Source organism: Sphingomonas sp. Leaf230 (assembly GCF_001421745.1).
Lineage (GTDB): Bacteria > Pseudomonadota > Alphaproteobacteria > Sphingomonadales > Sphingomonadaceae > Sphingomonas.
On record NZ_LMKW01000015.1, the window covers coordinates 56,609 to 73,729 of the forward strand.

Genomic DNA, 17,121 nt, shown 5'->3' on the forward strand with positions numbered 1-17,121 from the left:
CTCCCGAGGTAATGGTCCACCTAGAGAAAGTTACGCGGCCACGTTGCGCACCCCTTGGATTTTTCTTTGCTTGCGGCGCGGCCAGCGCATGTAGAGCAGCACCACGCCGGCGACGGCAAGAGCGAGCCCCCCAGCCGCGAATGCCATCATCCAGGGCGTGTTGAAGTCCTCATGGTTTTTCCAGTCCATGATGTGGAGGCCCCAGAAAAAGTCGTAAAGCCGCCACGTGCCGGTTCGGACACCGACGATCCTGCCGTTTTCTGGTGAAACAAACACACGGGTCGTCTCGGCGTCCTCAAACTGCACGCGCCAGACCGGCAACTTGCCACGGAACTCGGTGCTCCCCGTTCGAGCAAGCACGACAGATGCAACAGGGGCACCGGGGCCGCGATATGCCGCGCGGGCAACTCGCATCGCGAACGGTGCATCGATGCGCGGCATTGGCAAACCGCTCCGCGCATCGTGCATCCGGACCGTCCCGTTTGCCATCGTCAACTCGGCGACGGGTTGTCCGAGCAAGGCCGTGTAGCGCAGCTCGCGCACAGGGCCGGGAGCAGCGCCCAACACCGATGCCGGGGAAGCGAACTCCTGAGCCGACCCGAGCATCGTCGTACTCTCGCGCGCAACGAGATATTCTCCCCGCACCCGCTCGATCGGCAGGATGCTCATCAACAAGCCGCTGAAGAACCAGAGCAGTAGCTGCACCCCGATAATCAGTGCCAGCCAGCGATGTAGCTTGCTGGCACCGACATGAAGGCGGAGCCTGCCGCTCCTCAGAACCAGGTCCTCACGCCAGCAACGAAGCTGAAGCCGTCCGTGTCATCGCCCCGTGCTCTTGTGAAGCGTGCTGTGTCGCCGAATTGCCGTTCCCATGACACACCGATGTAGGGGGCGAACTCGCGGGATTTTTCGTAGCGCAGCCTAAGCCCCAGTTCGAGGTCTGTGAGCCCCGATCCAATGCCGTCCTGTCGCACGTCCTGGGCCGCGAAGTTGGCTTCCACGCGTGGCTGAAGGACGAAGAATTGCGTCACTCGCTCGTCGTACCATGCTTCGGCTCGGCCAAGCACGTCGCCCTTGTCGGACAGGAACACCGCCCCCTCGACGTCGAACCAATAGGGCGCAAGCCCCTCAACTCCGATCGTCGCATAGGTGCGCGATGGGTTCGGCTTGAAGTCATAGCGGACGCCGGCCTGGAGGTTCCAGTAGGGATCAAGCGCGCGACTATAGAGCGCTTGTACCTCGGCCGCTTCGAGCGGTTTGCCGAACGTGCCTTCGCCCTCGCTCTTCAAAGTGAGGCGATTGATGTCGCCTCCGATCCAGGCCTCGCCATCCCACCGATAGCCATCCCCGCCTTTGCGAGCCTGATATTCGGCAAGATTAAACAGGACCTGGTAGTAGGTCATTCCGCCGTGCTCACGGCGCAGATCGCGGTTGGCATCGGTCATGGTCGCCTCGCCGTAATAGCGCGACGCCGCCAGCACCGGAGATGGGGCAGGTGCGGGAGCGTTGCCCGGCTTCAGGTCTGTACCGACAGGTACGGCCGCCATTCCTGGCATAGAAGACATGTCATGCTGGATGGTCTGGCCGGGCGCCATATCCATACCGGGCATCGCCGACATATCGTGTCCGGCGTGCTCGCCTGATTCAGTAGCGGGAGCAGGGTTCATGCCTGGCATTTGGGACATGTCGTGGCCGGCGTGCGGATCGGTCGCGTTCGCACCACTCATGTCCATACCGGGCATCATGTGTCCGGCATGCGGATCGGCAGGAGGCCGGGAAGACCGCTTCGCCGGCACCTTCCTAGTCACGGCTTTCTTGGCAGGGACCTTCTTGGTAGCCGGCTTCGATTTCGCGGCCGATTTTTTCGCCGGCATCTTCATGCCCGGCATGCTCATGCCCGGCATCATCGAATGGTCCATCGTCTGTGCCATGGCGGGTGTGGCGACAACGAGCACGCCGATCCCGGCGAGAAGCAGCGCCTTCATGCCGCCTCTCCCTTCGCCGAACGGACCTGGACGACCTGCATCATGCCTGCGTGCATGTGGTAGAGCATGTGGCAGTGGAATGCCCAGTCGCCCTCGTTGGCGGTCACGTCCCAACTGACCTTGCCCCCCGGTTGGACCATGACGGTATGCTTCCTCGGGCTGTATGCGCCATGTCCCGTCACCAATTCAAAGAAATGGCCGTGCAGGTGGATGGGATGGCCCATCATCGTATCGTTGACCAACGTAACCCGGACGCGCTCGCCGGCAAGAAACGGGATCGGTGCCTTCACCTCGGACAGCTTTTCACCGTCGAGCGCCCACATGTAGCGTTCCATGTTGCCGGTAAGGTGGATTTGCACCTCACGTGACGGCGCGCGCAGATCGGGATTGCGATCGACCGCGACCAGATCGCGGTAATTCAGCACACGGTGGCCGACATTCTCCAGCCCCTGACCGGGGTCGCCGGTACGATCCATCGGCATCGGCGAGATGGTCTGGACACCCGGGCCCTTCTTCACGCCCGGCGCTTTCGAAAAGTCGCGCATGTTCATGTCCATGCCCGCCATGCCGCCCATTGCCATACCGCCTGCGGCGTCCGGCGCGCCTGCCATGCTGGGCATTGTTGCACCCGACTGCATCGCGCTATGATCCATGCCGGCCATTTCGCCGGCACCGGAACCGGCAGCACCGTGACCCATCTGCGAGTGGTCCATCGCAGGGGCGGGTTTGCCAGTCGTGACCATCGATCCATGATCCATGCCTGGCATGTTGCCGTGATCCATGCCCTGCATCGAACCGCCGCCCGACATGTCCATGTTCATGTCCATACCCATGTCCTTCATGGTGGCGACAGGACGCTTGCGGAGTGGAGGGACTTCAGCGGCCATGCCTTCGCGGGGGCTAAGCGTCGCGCGCGCCATGCCGGACCTGTCGACGCTCTCGCCAACCAGCGTGTAGGCGCGCTCGTCCGATGGAGTGACTATCACGTCATAGGTCTCGGCCACGCCGATCTGAAACTCATCGACCTCAACCGGACGGACGTTGAGGCCGTCCGCCTGGACGACGCTCAGCTTCAACCCCGGAATCCGGACGTTGAAGGTCGTCATCGCGGACGCATTGATGACACGCAGCCGCACCCGCTCACCCGGCCTGAACAGCCCGGTCCAATTGTCCTGCGGCCCGTGCCCATTGACGAGATAGGTGTAGTTTGAACCCGTTACGTCGGCGACGTCGGTCGGGTCCATCCGCATTTTGCCCCAATCGAGGCGATCCTTGAGCGGCTGGTCCTCGCCCTTGAGCAGGCCGCCAAGCGTCTGCTGCTGCCGATTGAAATAGCCCGATTGCTTCTTGAGCTTCATGAATATGCGGTGCGGGTGGAGCTGGCTGTGGTCGGACAGCACGATCACGTGCTCGCGATCCGACTGGATCGGGTCGACACCCTTGGGGTCGATCACGATCGGTCCGTAGAGCCCCATCTGCTCCTGCAACCCGGAGTGGCTGTGATACCAATAGGTGCCGGCCTGCACGATCGGGAATTCGTAGGTGAAGGTCGTGCGCTTCTCGATGCCGGGGAAGGCGACGCCGGGCACGCCGTCCATCTGGAACGGCACGATCAGGCCATGCCAGTGCAGCGAGGTCTGTTCGTCCAGACCGTTCTCGACATGCAGTCGCACAGTCTGACCTTCGCGCAGTCGGATAAGCGGCGCGGGCACGGTGCCGTTGATACCGATCGCGTGGCTCTGCCGCCCGTCAATCATCATCATCTGGTGCGCGACCCGGAGCCGGATTTCATCACCCGATACGGTCGCTAGCGGCTTTACGATACCGGCGGAAACGGGCTGCGCCCATGCCGGCATGTACGCCGACAGCGCGACGCCGCTTCCTGCAAGAGTGGCACCGCGCAGCAATTGGCGGCGGTCTAGAACGCGCGACATGGTAGCTCCTTGGGATTGAGCCGCTGCCGGCCCGTCTTACCTTTTACGCGTCCCGTGCGCCTACCCCTTGGCTCGCGTCCAATTTTTCGACAAGGCGCGCGCGAGCCCGGTACAGGCGGGTTTCGACCGCCTTCTGGCTGATCCCCAATACGTCGGCCGTTTCCGCCTGGCTCAAGCCCTCGATTGTGCGGAGTACCAACGGCTCTTTGAGATTTATCGGCAAGGTCGCGATGGCGCGCCTTACCTTGGCAAGTTCCTGCCGATCGGATGCTGCGTCATCCACGGCTACCTGATCGTCCGCGATCGTCTCGGCCTGTTCGTTCAGGGGTGCGGCAAAGGAGAAGAACCGGCGCACGGCGCGCTTCCTTGCCCAATCCCGGCATTTGTTGACGGCGATCGTAGAAAGCCATGCTTTCATTGCCCGCTGCGTATCGTAGCGCGGCATCGCCTGGTGCGCCGCGACAAACGTCTCTTGAACCAAGTCGAGCGCTTCGTCGGCCTCGCCGACAAAGGCGCGCGCGAGCCGGAATATTGGCTGGCGATAGCGACGCATGATTTCGGCGAATGCCGCCTGTCGGCCGGCGATGCTGAGCGTTGCCAGTTCGCCGTCGGACAGGGTGGTCCAATCGAGGCTCACCCCTGTCCGTCGGTGAGCGCCTTCACCACCGCAGCATCGAATTGGGGGGTCTGATCCGGGCGCAAAAGCTGCCGCATGGCGAAGATATGCGCCAGCGTGGCCTTCTGTAACTCGCCCATTGCAGCATGACTCTGATCGACCGCAGCGGTCACTTTGGGGCCGTTGCCATGCTCCGTCTCGATTGCCTCGGCTAGCCGCGCATTGTCTGCGCGCATTTCCAATTCCAGCGCGCGGCGTTGCACCGCAAACCGGTCCTCTAGGCTCTTCAACCGTGCCTGCTGATTGTCATCGAGCGCGAGCTTATGATGCAGGACCTCGTGCAAGGCAGTGCCCGGTTGCTTGGGCTGAGGCAGCAACGCGCGCGCAAGGAACACGCCTGCGATAGCCGCGAGGAAGGCCAGTACAACGCAGACGATAAGACGCTTGGTCGACGTCATGGCTCGCCAATCAGCAAGGCCGACGGCGCCAGTGGCGATGCGCCCCCGAGCGGCGAAAGCGACACCGCAGGGCTGGCGGTCGCCGGAAGTTCCGCGCCAACCATGCCGATCGCGAGCGCTGCGACCATCACGCCCCCGACACCCAATCCGGTCAACCGTGCGACGGGCCGCGCACCGATGCGTGCGAACACCTGCGCTTCGATCCCGTCCAGCGACGCCGGCACGGGGGCGCCCGCCAGCCTCGCCAATGTTCTGTCTAGATCGTCCATGCTGTTCACTCCGCGCCTCTACCACCTGTTACGCAGCGATGCCCATCACCCCTCGACTTTCGTCATGAGGGGCGAGCGGCCGGGCCGCGTAGAACAGGAACCAACCTGATCGGAGTAGCCCCATGCGTCGCGTCTTTCTTCCTACCGCTGTCGTTCTTCTCGGGCTTGCTGGAGCCGCTCAGGCCCATCCCAAACTCGTATCCGCATCGCCGGCACCGAATGCGATGGTCGCGAAGCCCGCCAATGTCACACTGCGCTTCAGCGAGAAGCTGATGCCAAAGTTCTCCGGCGCGGATCTGATGATGATCGGGCATGGCGGCACGACGCACGCACCGATGAAAGTCGCCGGGACCGCAACTGTCGGCTCGGACGGTCGCACCCTCGTCGTCACGCCCAAGTCGCCGCTCGGCGCGGGCAGCTATAAGCTTGCCTGGCATGTCGTCTCGACCGACACGCACCGCATCGCCGGAAATTACGCCTTCGCGGTGAAGTAAGATGGAAGCCGATTGGCCACTGATCGCGGTTCGCTTTGCGCTCTACCTCACGCTGAGTGGGCTGTTCGGTCTTTCGGCATTCGGTCTCTACGGGCTCCAGGAGGGCGAACGCGGTGACGCGCTTGCCTTCCGCCCTTGGCTTCTTGGAGCCGGGCTGCTTGCTCTTCTACTGTCCGGCATAGCTATCGCGCTGCTTGCGGCTGCGATGGCAGGCACACCCCCGTGGCCGATCGATCGGGAAGCGATCGGAATGCTGCTCTCGGACTCCGCAACGGGCACGGCGTGGAAAATACGCATGATCGCGCTGGTGGTGGCGTCGATCGCTGCTCTCATGGCAGCGTGGCGCACGATGCCGCTGGCCCTGGTTGTCATCTCTTCCGGGGTCGCTCTCGCGACGCTCGCCTGGACGGGGCACGGAGCGATGGATGAAGGCGCAACTGGGTGGGTGCATCTGGCCGCCGATATCCTCCATCTTCTGAGCGCTGGTGCGTGGGTTGGAGCACTGCTCGGGCTTGGGCTGCTGGTGACACGACCAGCGCGCCGCATCGATGCCGCTCACCTCACGCTGACGCATCGAGCGCTGCACGGGTTCGGTATGATCGGCACGATCGTCGTCGGCACGATCGTCGTCACCGGCCTCGTCAACGCGTGGCTGCTCGTCGGCGTTGTCAATGCCCTGAACCTCGGTGTGACGCTATATGGCCGGCTGCTGATGACGAAGCTGTTGCTGTTCTTGGCGATGCTCGGGCTTGCCTCGGTTAACCGCTTCCGGCTGACACCAGCATTCGAGCGGTCGATCGCCAACGGCGATCATCCCGGTGCCCTCGGTGCGCTGCGACGAAGCCTGGCCATCGAAACGGCCTGCGTCGTATTGATCTTGGCGCTGGTCGCCTGGCTGGGCACGCTCGAACCGCCCGCTTCAGCGATGTGAGGGCAATCCCTCCACGGCGCGTAGAATCCGATGGTTGACCCTTACACCGATCAGGCCTTGACCCTGACATAATGTCAGACCCTACATGCTTTCGGGTCGAAGGAGTCTTACGCCATGACCGACCCTGATTATCATGATCCTCAAGCCAAGCGCTGCGGCTGCTCGGAAAAGCGCGAAGCTGAGCCTGCGTCGGTAGTGCCGGCCGTCGCGCTTGCGTCCTGCTGCTCGGGTGAACCGGCGAGCGGGGCTCCCGCGACAGTCGATCAAGCTCATAGCAACGCCAAGCGTGGTGGCTGCTGCTCTGGCGACCAAGCCGCCAAGGGCACGACGATGGTCACGGACCCGGTGTGCGGGATGACCGTCGATCCGGCGAAAACGCCGCATCATGCAGAGCATGCCGGCCAAACCTATCATTTTTGCAGCGCCGGTTGCCGGACCAAGTTCGTTGCCAACCCTGACGCCTATCTCGGCGACAAGCCGAAGCCTGAGCCTAAGGCAACGCCAGGGGCGATCTGGACGTGCCCGATGCACCCGCAAATTCGTCAGGAGGGGCCAGGAACATGCCCCATTTGCGGCATGGCCCTCGAACCGGAGGAACCATCGCTTGACGATGGACCCAACCCCGAACTGGTCGACTTTACCCGTCGATTGTGGGTGGCAGGGGCGCTCACCGTGCCATTGCTCGTCGTTTCGATGTTCGCGGAGATGTTCGGGCTGCACGTCGTCAGCCCTGCCGCTTCGCCTTGGGTTCAACTCGCGCTTACCGCGCCCATCGTGCTGTGGGCGGGGTGGCCGTTTTTCGAGCGGGGGTGGACGTCGCTTCGCACCCGCCACCTGAATATGTTTACGCTGATTGCCCTCGGCGTCGGCGCGGCATTTCTTTACAGCCTCGTCGCGACGCTCGCGCCTGGCGTCTTCCCTGCGACGTTCCGCATGCACGGGGGCATGGTCCCGGTCTATTACGAAGCTGCCGGCGTCGTCGTGACGCTGGTGCTGCTCGGACAGGTCTTAGAATTGCGTGCCAGAGCGGCGACGGGGCGCGCCATCCGCGCCCTCATGGATCTCGCTCCCAAGACAGCGCGACGGCTGCTGCCTGACGGCTCCGAGGAAGAAATTGGTCTTGCCGAGGTGGCAACCGGCGACCGGTTGCGTGTTCGTCCCGGCGAGGCCATCCCGGTCGATGGTGTGGTGGTCGATGGCCGTTCCTCGGTCGATGAGTCCATGCTCACCGGTGAGCCAGCCCCCGTCCTCAAGGACGTCGACGCGGCTGTCACCGGGGGCACGGTGAACGGCACAGGTAGCCTTGTCATGGAAGCCCGTGCAGTCGGCTCGGATACGATGTTGGCGCGCATCGTCCGCATGGTCGCGGAAGCGCAGCGCAGCCGTGCTCCAATTCAGGCTGTCGCCGATCGGGTCTCGGGCTGGTTCGTGCCCTTGGTCGTTCTGATTTCGGTCGCGACGTTCGTGGTGTGGTCACTGGTTGGGCCGGAGCCGCGTATGGGTCATGCCCTTCTCAATGCAATTGCCGTGCTGGTGATCGCCTGCCCATGCGCGCTCGGGCTCGCTACCCCTATGTCGATCATGGTCGGCACCGGACGCGGCGCGCAGGCCGGCGTGCTGGTCAAGAATGCTGAGAGCCTACAGGCTCTCGACAAGGTGGATACGCTGGTCGTCGACAAGACAGGCACGCTTACGGAGGGAAAGCCGTCGCTGATCGCCATCGAGGCAATTGGCACTGTTGGTGAGAACGACATGCTAGCGCTCGCTGCGGCGGTCGAAGGCCAGTCCGAACATCCGCTAGCCCACGCGATCGTCGTCGCCGCCAAAGAACGGGGATTAGAACTCGGGACGGTTGTAGAGTTTGCCTCGCAGACCGGCATGGGTGTCAGCGCCACGGTTGGCGGCCGATCGATAGTAATCGGCAACGCAGTACAAATGAACCGGGTCGGTGCCGATCCTCAATCGCTCGACGCCGCGGCTGATCGTCATCGAACCGAGGGAGCCGGCGTCATCCTGATTGCGATCGACGGCGCGCTCGCCGGCTTGCTCGCGGTTGCTGACCCGGTGCGCCCTTCGGCGCGCGACGCTATCGCGGCCCTTCGCAAGGAAGGTCTGCGCGTGATCATGTTGACGGGCGACAATCGCGGTACGGCCGATGCAGTCGCTCGGGCCGTAGGTGGACTGGACGATGTACGCGCCGATCTGCGCCCGGAAGACAAGGCTCGGATCATCGGCGAACTCAAAGCGAGTGGTGCCAAGGTCGCTATGGCTGGCGATGGTATCAATGATGCCCCGGCGTTGGCCGCTGCCGACGTCGGTCTCGCGATGGGGACGGGAACAGACGTCGCGATTGAAAGCGCTGGCATGACGCTTACCCGAGGTGACCTCTCGGTGATCGTGCGCGCCCGCAAACTTGCCCGCGCGACGATGAGAAATATTCGGCAGAACTTGTTCTTCTCATTCCTGTTCAACGGGGTTGGCGTGCCCGTCGCAGCCGGTGTGCTCTACCCGGTTGCCGGAGTGCTTATGTCGCCGATGCTGGCCGGCGCGGCGATGGCGCTCTCTTCGTTCACCGTCGTGCTCAACGCGCTGCGTCTGAACACGGTGAAATTATGAACATCGGGGCGGCATCAGAGGCCAGCGGCGTCTCGCAACGCATGATCCGCCACTACGAGAAGATAGGCCTCGTGCCCGCACCGCCCCGGCGCGGGAGCTACCGAGACTATGCGGACGCGGACATTCACCGGCTGCGGTTCATCGCAAATGCGCGAGACCTCGGCTTTCCGATTGAAGAGATCCGCACGCTACTCGGCTTGTGGTCGGATCGGGACCGGTCGAGCGCCGAGGTGAAGGCGCTGGCAAAAGCGCGCGCTGCCGAGTTGGGCCGCAAGGCGCGTGCGTTGAAAGCTATGCAATCGGCATTGATCGACTTGGTTGAGCGCTGCCACGGCGATGATCGACCGCAGTGCCCAATCATCGAGAGTCTTGCTGATTAGCTCGATCGGACGCAGCGCTTACCAGCATTCTCGCCTTTTGCCGTCACTATGCTGACATTCTCAAATTACGCAAAATGCCAATTTTGGGAAGCATTTTGTCTTCCCGAAATTTGATCCTTTTTGGAAAAGCCGGCAGCTGCTGAATGTCTGCTATCGCCACCCGGCTTCCCGAAAGTAGCCTGTCCGCTTTCCTTCCCAACCCGGACATCCACCGACAGCGGATACCCCCGCCGCACAGCTATCGACAGCGCGGGGGGCCGCAGAAGGTCGCCATTGCCAAGCATCCTCTGCATGGCCGAAATCCGGCGATAGACGTCCTTTACGCCATGGCGCCCCTGGAAGACACGTGGCGAACACATCGACACGCAAGGTTACCATGCACATCACCAATCGAAGGACGGCCATCATTTCTGCCGCGGTAACCCTTGCCGGAATGGCGCTGGGAGGCAGAGCAAGCGCGGGAAAGGCCATAATGACTTCTGGCATCTTCGACGCTTCCAAGAACCCCAAACCGGAAAAGATACCGCCCTATCAGCCGCGGTTCGGTCGTACGAAGCCTCTCGTCGCGGTCGTCGGTCTGAACGAAGGCACGATCATCAGCGACTTTTGCATCCCGTTCGGCGTGATGGCACGCTCGGGCGTGGCCGATGTCATGTCGGTGTCAGTCAAACCCGGCCCCGTAAAGATGCAACCGCTCACCTTCCAGCTCCAGGCCACCGTTGCCGAGTTCGACAGGCGGCATCCCGAGGGTGCCGACTACATTTTCGTGCCGGCAGTAGAGAACGACAGCGATCCCAACCTGCTGGCATGGATCAAGGCGCAAGCCGGCAAGGGCTGCACGGTCATCAGCATCTGCTACGGCGCGATGGCTGTTGCCAATACCGGTCTGTTCGATGGTCACCGGGCGACCTCGCATTACAGTAACGAGGGGTTCCGCGCGAAGCGCTTCCCAAAGGTGATATGGCAGAAGAACATCCGCTACGTCGCCGACGGAAAGGTTGTTTCCAGCGCCGGAGTCAGCGCATCGATGCCGACGTCTATCGCGCTGGTCGAGGCGATCGCCGGCGCTGCTAAGGCTGCGCAGGTCGCTCGCGACGTTGGCATCGACGACTGGAGTTCTCGCCATAACAGCGACGCATTCCAGTCCGATCCCGGCAATGCAGACATGCCTGCCCGTAATGCGCGACCCGACGTCACGCTGGGTATCCCGGTCAAGACGGGCGACGACGAGATCGCACTCGCGGTGACGGCCGAAGCTTACAGTCGGACGGGCAACACCTTCGGTTATGCCGTGGGCCCGAGCAAGGCACCAGTGCGGTTGGCGCACGGCCTGGTTGTATTGCCTGACATGGTTGCTGGCACGGCGAAGGTCAGTCGTATGCTGGCGCCGCTCGAAGCTCAGCAAGCGACCCGCGCGCTGGATATCGCGCTGGCGGATATCACGAAGACTTACGGCCCGAAGGCCGCCCGCAACGTCGCGCTGTTCATGGAATATCCCGGCAAGATCGAGTGATCACGCACAGCGTCAGGCCGTAGTCCCTTTCCCCGAAGAGAACCGCCGCCGATAGTCGGATGGGGACAGGCCAACGATGCGGTTAAAGACCTTTCGGAACGCGCTCGGATCGGTGTAGCCGACCTCCCACCCGACCTGATCGGCGGTCAGGCCCGTCTCGCGCAGCTTCGTTTTGGCGTTGGCGACCCGCAGGCGCTGCCAATACTCAGTGGTGGTGTGGCCAGTCGCCTTTTGGAAGCGGCGCAGGAACGTTCGGTCCTCCAAACCGGCCTTGGCCGCCAGCGTCGCGACCTCGACGATCTTGCCGTCTGTCTCGTGCAGGAAGTCCTGCGCTTTCGAGATCGCATCGTCCTTGTGCCCGGTATGGGGGCGAAACCCGCTGTAATAGCTTTGCTCCCGACCCGGCGGGTCGATCAGGAAGCTGCCGGCGATCTCCATCATTACCGCATCTCCGACGAAGCGCTGGATGATCGTCAGGCACAAGTCCGTCCACGCCATCACCCCGCCCGCGGTGATGATGTCGCCGTCGTCGATGACGATGCGGTCTGTATCGATCCTCGCCCGTGGAAACTGAGCGCGGAAGCGGTCCTCGTACGTCCAGTGCGTCGTGACGGTCCGACTGTCGAACAGACCTGTCGCCCCGAGCACGAACGCGCCCGAGCAGATCGAGGTCAGTACCGCGCCATCGGCATGTCGCTCCTGCAGCCAGCGCGTCACCGCCGGGTTCGCATCGTCGCGCGGGCCGCCCAACGCAGGCGGCAGGATGCAGATCGATGGCGTCGTGCGGCAAGATTCCGATGAGTGGACGCGAGTCAGCTCGCCTTCCTTACCCGCAGACGCCCAGTGGCTGATGACCAGGACGGGAGAGCCGTCGTGACCCGGCATCGCCCGTGCCGCGCGATCGGCCGCAACCAGCAGGTCCGTCATTCCCAGCACTGCCGCCTGCTGCGCGTCGTCGTAAATCAGAATGGCAATCTCGATCATGGCGTAATCGACCCGGTCTTTGTCACTACCGCCACTGATATAACGCTTCTTCCCGCGGTAGACATGCTTAGCCAACATGGAGGCAAGAATGACCAAGCGCGCATTGATCGTCATCGATCTGCAGAATGAATATGAGGCCAACGGCAAGCTGCCGCTAGAAAAGCTGGATCAGGCGGTTACGAACGCGACGCGCGTGATCGGTGCGGCGCGCGACGGCCACGAGACGATCGTTCATATCCGCCACGAGACGCCCGGTTCAGACGACGCCCCCTTTGCGGTCGGCACGAACGGCACGAGAATCATCGAGGCCGTCGCGCCAATCGATGGCGAGACCGTGCTGACCAAGCATTACCCGAACGCGTTCCGCGACACCGGCCTGAAGGTGCTACTCGACGAAGCGGGCGTCGAGGACGTCCTGATCGTCGGCGCGATGAGCCACATGTGCATCGACGCGACCGCCCGCGCGGCGTTTGACTTCGGCTACGGCGTGACGGTCGTCGGCGACGCCTGCGCGACCCGCGCCCTGTCAAATGACGGGGTCGAGGTGCCCGCCGAACAGGTGCATACCGCGTTCATGGCCGCGCTTGCCTTTGCCTATGGCTCGGTGGTGTCCACCGCCGACCTGTTGTCTGCCTGAACCAGGCCGTGCTGGTCGATGACCAGCACGGGAACAGGCGGGACGATGACCGTGTTACTTGCTCACCGAAAAGCCGCCATGAATGGACGTGCTTCTGAGGGGCGTACCCCGCAACATGCGCGCGAGTGCCTGGCCAGGAGTCAGGCGCCCTTTGGCCGGTGCGGTCTTCATGGTCCGGGTGGGGCGGCCCCTCACCTGATCTGTGTCGATAGACACCGGGCAGCGCGTGATGCTGGTGAACTTGGCGAGCGCCTTGTCGAGCGTCATGGGCGCGATCGCTATCCGAATGCGATCATTCTGACAGTCGTAGAAGCTGGCATCCTGCGCGCTGGCGGGATGTGACAGGAGTGCGGCGAAACCAAAGGTCGCCGAAAGCAGGAACGTGCGCATGAAATCTCCGTGTGTCGATGGCAGGTGCGAGGTAGAGGCGTTCGTCTGGATGGCAGGGGGATTAGTGGCTGTGCTGAGCGATGATCGGGCCGACCATGCCCTAAGCTGTTTCCAGTATCTGCGCTGATGCAATCCCCTCCGTGGCTCTACGGGAAGCGGATGTGGGTCATATTCGACCGCAAACTTCGCTGGCTCGCGAACCGGGCGGCGAATAGAACAAGAATATGCACCCGACGCGACGAACCGAGGCGATACGGTGTTAAGATCTATGATCTTGGGAGGGGCGCGTAGTCTGATGTCCTATTCGGAAGTACGTCAATTACCTCACTGACCTTAGCTGCGACAAGATGCTCTTCCATCAGATCAACCTCTTTTAGAATCAGCGTTAGCCGCTCACGAATGTCGCTTAAATGGTCGGTCATTGATCGAGCTCCGATGAGAACGATGTGCATTAATGTCTTGGAGGCCTTTTATCGGAATGATCATCTAACTATTGTGGCATTCCGGATTCGAAGGCGACGTCAGGTGTTTGGCGCTGTCTGGACCTTCATCGGCATCACGCCGGGTTCGGCATGGTTGCCGCATGGAGCGGACCCATACACTTGAGATGTAGCGAAGCGAGCAGGCCTTCGTGTGAGGTAACTTTCATGGATGAATACGCAGGGATAGCCGCGTCGGGACTCCCATGATCTACGCGTCCCCGACACGAGACTGTAGGGCATTGATCCCTCGATTTCGGCCATCGGCCGATTTTGCGGATGCGCCTGACAGCAACCGGCCTAGGAAGTGATTTCAGCAGCTTCAGGACGGAGTGCCATGTCAGCGTCATTCGCCTTCTACCTGTGCGAAGGCTTCCAACTACTGGACCTAGCCGGGCCAACGGCGGCTCTTACCGCGGCGAACCGCCTGTTGGGGTCTGAGCACTACCGGATCGAACTTGTCTCCCAAGGCGGGGGTGTTGTTCCGGGTGACGCAGGCCTCGGACTGATGACGCGTCCTGCAGTATCATCGACGGCCGAGACGCTCGTTGTGGTTGGCGGCAGGGTCGAGCCGATGCTGGAGGCCGACAACATCGCAGGAATCCGCCAGGCATCTGCCGGAGCTTCGAGTATCGCGAGCATCTGCACCGGAGCCTTCCTGCTCGCCGCTGCCGGCTACTTGGACCGTAAACGGGCGACGACCCACTGGCAATTTGCGCAGAGATTGCAGTATCTGTACCCGCAGGTGACGGTCGATGCAGACCGGATTTTCATCAACGATGGCGCGATCTGGACGTCAGCTGGCATGACCGCTGGTATTGACCTGATACTGGCGCGGATTGAAGTCGATCATGGCGCAGAACTCGCCAAGGCGGTCTCGCGCGAACTCGTCGTTTATCATCGCCGACCAGGTGGGCAATCGCAGTATGCAGCGATTTCTCAGATGGAACCGCAGACCGACCGCATCCGCAAGGCGCTGACCTATGTTCGCGACCATATCTCCGAACCATTGCCAATCGAGCGGCTTGCCGAGGCCGCATGTTTAAGTATCCGCCAATTTGCCCGCCTGTTTCGGAAGGAAACAGGTGAAACCCCGGCGCGCGCGGTCGAGCGTCTGCGTTGCGAAGCTGCACGCATCCGTCTTCGCGATAACAACGAAAGCGTCGGGACCGTCGCTCGCCTCGTCGGGTTCGCGGATGCCGAGCGCATGCGGTGCGCATTTTTACGCAGCTACGGGCATCCTCCCCAGACACAACGCCGGCTTGATCAACCGTTGATGCGCGGCGGTGACGGATACACCTGCTGGCCACCTATCACGTGACACATCGTTGCCGCACACTGGCGCGCCGTTCACGCCATTCCAAATCTGCAGAGTCATGCGTCAGATAGCTGCTCGCGTCGAACTTCTGTCACGCCATCATCCCATCGGATCCCGAGGGGCGGAGGGCGCGAGCGGTAGTGCAGCATTATCGAAACGGCTGCGAGCCGTCATCAAGAGCCCTTTCCAGCAGCTTGCCGTTCGGCAAGCCAAGTCTGCATCGTCGCGATCTCGGCCTGTTGGTTGCGGATCACCTCCTCCGCCATCGCCCGAATTTTTGGATCGGTGCCGGTGGCGATCTCGGCGCGCGCCATCTCCACTGCACCTTCGTGATGGGGGATCATCCCGCGCAGGAAATCGGTGTCCGGATCGCCCGTCGAAGGCATGACCATGCTTGTCTTGTCGTGCGGAGGGTTCGCCCCATGCATCTCACCTTTGGCGTTCTGCATATTCGATCCGTGGATCACATCGGCCGATTCCGGTTCGTTTGAGGTGAACTGGTATGGAGGCTTCCCAGCGGAACACGCGGACAGGGCCATAGCGACGCTGGGAATAAGCCAGCGCGCCTTGATGATCGACATTCTTGTCTCCTTATTGAAATGGTCGGTTCGCGGATCGGCCCCGCGTGAACGATGCCCCCTCACAGTGCGATCTCCTCGATGAGAAGAAGCGTCAGGAAGCCGACGAAGAACATCGCGCTTATGAGCGGCGTGTCCGGCTTCTCGTGCGCTTCGGCTAGCAACTCTTCGGTGACGAGGAACAGGAGTGCCATGAGACCGAAGCTCAGGAAGCCCGCGACCACGGGAGGCGACAGGCCAGCGACCGGGATCGCCAGCAGCGCGCCGATCGGCAGCAGCAGCGCGAGTCCCGCCACGGTAAGGATGATCCTGAGTTTAGAGGTGATGGTTTCCGCGAGTTCCGTCGTCAGCGTCACGCCGAGGAACAGCACCTCCAGCGTGAGCGCGACGGTGAGCAGAACGCCCGCCTTGGCGCCGGCGACGAACGCAAGGCCCAGCACCAATCCGTCACGCCGAGGAACAGCACCTCCAGCGTGAGCGCGACGGTGAGCAGAACGCCCGCCTTGGCGCCGGCGACGAACGCAAGGCCCAGCACCAATCCGTCGACGACGATGTCGATCCCGACCGCGGATATCAGCGTAACAGGTCCAGCCGCGCGGGCTTCGTATGCTTTCAGTCCCAGCATGACCGCGACCCCGACCGATCCGCCGATGAACGTCGCTAGCGGCGACCCGGCGTGCAGGACCTGAGGCAGGATTTCGGTCGCCGCAGCGGCGAACACGACACCTGCCGCGAGGTGCTGCATGGCAGATATGAACGCGTCGCCNAGCGGCGACCCGGCGTGCAGGACCTGAGGCAGGATTTCGGTCGCCGCAGCGGCGAACACGACACCTGCCGCGAGGTGCTGCATGGCAGATATGAACGCGTCGCCCGGCCTGCGCCACGTCGCGAACGCACCGCCGAGGATAACCGCGAGGACCGGAATGATGGTATAGCTCAGCGCCAGCATGATTTCCCCCTGAACGACAAATGTTCGTTGCCACCCTTTTGCCCGACCCGCTCGAGGTGGAGCAGATCCTTGCCGATCGCGACCGTCAATCTTCCATCGACTGCGTGCGCACGTCCGCGTGGCACGGTCAGCGTCTCACGGTCCTCTGGCGTTGAACCGATTAGATCGACAACGAAGCTGTCGGCACTCAACCCGGTTAGAATCGATGATCCATCCTCACAGGTGAAGACATGCATCTGCATCTTGGAACCGGGCGCCGAGGTGTTGTGCGCCTCGCCATCGGCATCCGCATCGGGGGACGAGCACGCCGCGGCGAGCAAAGCGATTAGCACCACGCCCGCACGCCTGACGAACACGCTCCCAGTCAGGATTCTACGGCTGATCTGCGTCATCCGAGTGGAATGCTCATGATGTCCCTGTAGGCCGACAGGAGCTTGTTCCTGACCTGAAGCGTCGCCTCGAATGACACAGAAGCGCGGTTCTGCATCAACGCCGAGGGTGTCCCCGAATGTCGCGGGCGCTTCGGTCCGCGGCACGGCCGTAGCTGCACCCGGCGCCGCAGCAGGCGACGCCAGGCGGTTGAGCGTCTG

The 17,121-nt window shown here is 62.6% G+C and carries 17 protein-coding genes and 2 pseudogenes; 7 read left to right on the forward strand and 12 right to left on the reverse strand.

The window, feature by feature from the left end:
• Nucleotides 1-30 precede the first annotated feature (30 nt).
• Genes ASE82_RS18570 through ASE82_RS18595 form a run of 6 tightly spaced genes read right to left on the reverse strand, consistent with a single transcriptional unit; the run spans nucleotide 31 to nucleotide 5,262 of the window.
• Entirely contained in the window at nucleotides 31-783 is a 753-nt protein-coding gene (locus ASE82_RS18570; protein WP_056066974.1) for a PepSY domain-containing protein, read from the reverse strand.
• On the reverse strand, nucleotides 774-1,985 hold the full coding sequence (locus ASE82_RS18575) for a copper resistance protein B (protein ID WP_056066976.1): 1,212 nt from the start codon (nucleotides 1,983-1,985) through the stop codon (nucleotides 774-776). The genes ASE82_RS18570 and ASE82_RS18575 overlap by 10 nt, the downstream gene beginning before the upstream one ends.
• Nucleotides 1,982-3,919, reverse strand: a complete 1,938-nt coding sequence (locus tag ASE82_RS18580; protein WP_056066980.1) for a copper resistance system multicopper oxidase — start codon at nucleotides 3,917-3,919, stop codon at nucleotides 1,982-1,984. Before ASE82_RS18580 ends, ASE82_RS18575 begins: the two co-directional genes overlap by 4 nt.
• 43 nt (nucleotides 3,920-3,962) lie before the next feature.
• The gene (locus tag ASE82_RS18585; RefSeq protein WP_056066983.1) at nucleotides 3,963-4,556 is read right to left on the reverse strand and encodes an RNA polymerase sigma factor; all 594 of its coding nucleotides are present in this window, start codon (nucleotides 4,554-4,556) and stop codon (nucleotides 3,963-3,965) included.
• Nucleotides 4,553-4,993 (reverse strand): periplasmic heavy metal sensor, encoded by a 441-nt coding sequence (locus ASE82_RS18590; RefSeq protein WP_056066986.1) that lies wholly within the window; start codon nucleotides 4,991-4,993, stop codon nucleotides 4,553-4,555. The genes ASE82_RS18585 and ASE82_RS18590 overlap by 4 nt, the downstream gene beginning before the upstream one ends.
• The gene (locus ASE82_RS18595; RefSeq protein ID WP_056066987.1) at nucleotides 4,990-5,262 is read right to left on the reverse strand and encodes a hypothetical protein; all 273 of its coding nucleotides are present in this window, start codon (nucleotides 5,260-5,262) and stop codon (nucleotides 4,990-4,992) included. Before ASE82_RS18595 ends, ASE82_RS18590 begins: the two co-directional genes overlap by 4 nt.
• Nucleotides 5,263-5,384: 122 nt before the next feature.
• Here ASE82_RS18595 and copC point away from each other — a divergent pair, with 122 nt between their 5' ends.
• The 5 genes from copC (at nucleotide 5,385) to ASE82_RS18620 (ending at nucleotide 11,196) form a co-directional block, all read left to right on the forward strand.
• Nucleotides 5,385-5,756: a copper homeostasis periplasmic binding protein CopC gene (copC, locus tag ASE82_RS18600; protein WP_056066990.1), complete on the forward strand. Its 372-nt coding sequence runs from the start codon at nucleotides 5,385-5,387 to the stop codon at nucleotides 5,754-5,756.
• 1 nt (nucleotide 5,757) lies between these two features.
• Complete coding sequence (copD, locus tag ASE82_RS18605) at nucleotides 5,758-6,687, forward strand: copper homeostasis membrane protein CopD (RefSeq protein ID WP_056066993.1); 930 nt, start codon at nucleotides 5,758-5,760, stop codon at nucleotides 6,685-6,687.
• A gap of 330 nt (nucleotides 6,688-7,017) precedes the next feature.
• Nucleotides 7,018-9,303 carry a heavy metal translocating P-type ATPase gene (locus ASE82_RS18610; RefSeq protein WP_082441746.1) on the forward strand — a complete coding sequence of 762 codons (2,286 nt, stop codon included), beginning with the start codon at nucleotides 7,018-7,020 and terminating at the stop codon, nucleotides 9,301-9,303.
• Nucleotides 9,300-9,683, forward strand: a complete 384-nt coding sequence (locus ASE82_RS18615) for a Cu(I)-responsive transcriptional regulator (RefSeq protein ID WP_056066998.1) — start codon at nucleotides 9,300-9,302, stop codon at nucleotides 9,681-9,683. The genes ASE82_RS18610 and ASE82_RS18615 overlap by 4 nt, the downstream gene beginning before the upstream one ends.
• 346 nt (nucleotides 9,684-10,029) lie before the next feature.
• The gene (locus ASE82_RS18620; RefSeq protein WP_200910757.1) at nucleotides 10,030-11,196 is read left to right on the forward strand and encodes a DJ-1/PfpI family protein; all 1,167 of its coding nucleotides are present in this window, start codon (nucleotides 10,030-10,032) and stop codon (nucleotides 11,194-11,196) included.
• Between the two features lie 12 nt (nucleotides 11,197-11,208).
• Here the strand turns inward: ASE82_RS18620 and ASE82_RS18625 are convergent, their stop codons facing one another.
• On the reverse strand, nucleotides 11,209-12,294 hold the full coding sequence (locus tag ASE82_RS18625; protein WP_235524807.1) for a GlxA family transcriptional regulator: 1,086 nt from the start codon (nucleotides 12,292-12,294) through the stop codon (nucleotides 11,209-11,211).
• Here ASE82_RS18625 and ASE82_RS18630 point away from each other — a divergent pair.
• Nucleotides 12,269-12,817: a cysteine hydrolase family protein gene (locus tag ASE82_RS18630; RefSeq protein WP_056067003.1), complete on the forward strand. Its 549-nt coding sequence runs from the start codon at nucleotides 12,269-12,271 to the stop codon at nucleotides 12,815-12,817. The two genes, ASE82_RS18625 and ASE82_RS18630, sit on opposite strands and share 26 nt — an antisense overlap.
• Before the next feature lie 54 nt (nucleotides 12,818-12,871).
• On the opposite strand, the gene ASE82_RS18635 is transcribed toward ASE82_RS18630, so the two are convergent.
• Entirely contained in the window at nucleotides 12,872-13,207 is a 336-nt protein-coding gene (locus tag ASE82_RS18635) for an STN domain-containing protein (RefSeq protein WP_056067004.1), read from the reverse strand.
• A gap of 816 nt (nucleotides 13,208-14,023) precedes the next feature.
• Here ASE82_RS18635 and ASE82_RS18640 point away from each other — a divergent pair.
• The gene (locus ASE82_RS18640) at nucleotides 14,024-15,007 is read left to right on the forward strand and encodes a GlxA family transcriptional regulator (protein ID WP_056067007.1); all 984 of its coding nucleotides are present in this window, start codon (nucleotides 14,024-14,026) and stop codon (nucleotides 15,005-15,007) included.
• 170 nt (nucleotides 15,008-15,177) lie between these two features.
• Here ASE82_RS18640 and copM read toward each other — a convergent pair whose 3' ends face one another.
• The 4 genes and pseudogenes from copM to ASE82_RS20435 form a co-directional block, all read right to left on the reverse strand.
• Nucleotides 15,178-15,585 carry a CopM family metallochaperone gene (gene copM, locus ASE82_RS18645; protein WP_056067010.1) on the reverse strand — a complete coding sequence of 136 codons (408 nt, stop codon included), beginning with the start codon at nucleotides 15,583-15,585 and terminating at the stop codon, nucleotides 15,178-15,180.
• A gap of 59 nt (nucleotides 15,586-15,644) precedes the next feature.
• Nucleotides 15,645-16,327 (reverse strand): annotated as a pseudogene (locus tag ASE82_RS19915) (transporter).
• Nucleotides 16,328-16,518: 191 nt separating this feature from the next.
• The gene (locus tag ASE82_RS20430) at nucleotides 16,519-16,923 is read right to left on the reverse strand and encodes a hypothetical protein (RefSeq protein ID WP_056067013.1); all 405 of its coding nucleotides are present in this window, start codon (nucleotides 16,921-16,923) and stop codon (nucleotides 16,519-16,521) included.
• Nucleotides 16,920-17,021, reverse strand: a pseudogene (locus ASE82_RS20435) (flagellar hook-basal body complex protein FliE); the annotation flags it as partial. The pseudogene ASE82_RS20435 and the gene ASE82_RS20430, both read right to left, overlap by 4 nt.
• Nucleotides 17,022-17,121: the final 100 nt, after the last annotated feature.

Bases quoted from the DNA above. Each gene is read 5' to 3' on its own strand.
- ASE82_RS18635 (WP_056067004.1), bottom strand. From the start codon at position 13,207: ATGCGCACGTTCCTGCTTTCGGCGACCTTTGGTTTCGCCGCACTCCTG.
- ASE82_RS18630 (WP_056067003.1), top strand. From the start codon at position 12,269: ATGACCAAGCGCGCATTGATCGTCATCGATCTGCAGAATGAATATGAG.
- ASE82_RS18615 (WP_056066998.1), top strand. From the start codon at position 9,300: ATGAACATCGGGGCGGCATCAGAGGCCAGCGGCGTCTCGCAACGCATG.
- ASE82_RS18625 (WP_235524807.1), bottom strand. From the start codon at position 12,294: ATGACGATCAATGCGCGCTTGGTCATTCTTGCCTCCATGTTGGCTAAG.
- ASE82_RS18575 (WP_056066976.1), bottom strand. From the start codon at position 1,985: ATGAAGGCGCTGCTTCTCGCCGGGATCGGCGTGCTCGTTGTCGCCACA.
- ASE82_RS18595 (WP_056066987.1), bottom strand. From the start codon at position 5,262: ATGGACGATCTAGACAGAACATTGGCGAGGCTGGCGGGCGCCCCCGTG.
- ASE82_RS18640 (WP_056067007.1), top strand. From the start codon at position 14,024: ATGTCAGCGTCATTCGCCTTCTACCTGTGCGAAGGCTTCCAACTACTG.
- ASE82_RS18590 (WP_056066986.1), bottom strand. From the start codon at position 4,993: ATGACGTCGACCAAGCGTCTTATCGTCTGCGTTGTACTGGCCTTCCTC.
- copC (WP_056066990.1), top strand. From the start codon at position 5,385: ATGCGTCGCGTCTTTCTTCCTACCGCTGTCGTTCTTCTCGGGCTTGCT.
- copM (WP_056067010.1), bottom strand. From the start codon at position 15,585: ATGTCGATCATCAAGGCGCGCTGGCTTATTCCCAGCGTCGCTATGGCC.
- ASE82_RS18610 (WP_082441746.1), top strand. From the start codon at position 7,018: ATGGTCACGGACCCGGTGTGCGGGATGACCGTCGATCCGGCGAAAACG.
- ASE82_RS18580 (WP_056066980.1), bottom strand. From the start codon at position 3,919: ATGTCGCGCGTTCTAGACCGCCGCCAATTGCTGCGCGGTGCCACTCTT.
- ASE82_RS20430 (WP_056067013.1), bottom strand. From the start codon at position 16,923: ATGACGCAGATCAGCCGTAGAATCCTGACTGGGAGCGTGTTCGTCAGG.
- copD (WP_056066993.1), top strand. From the start codon at position 5,758: ATGGAAGCCGATTGGCCACTGATCGCGGTTCGCTTTGCGCTCTACCTC.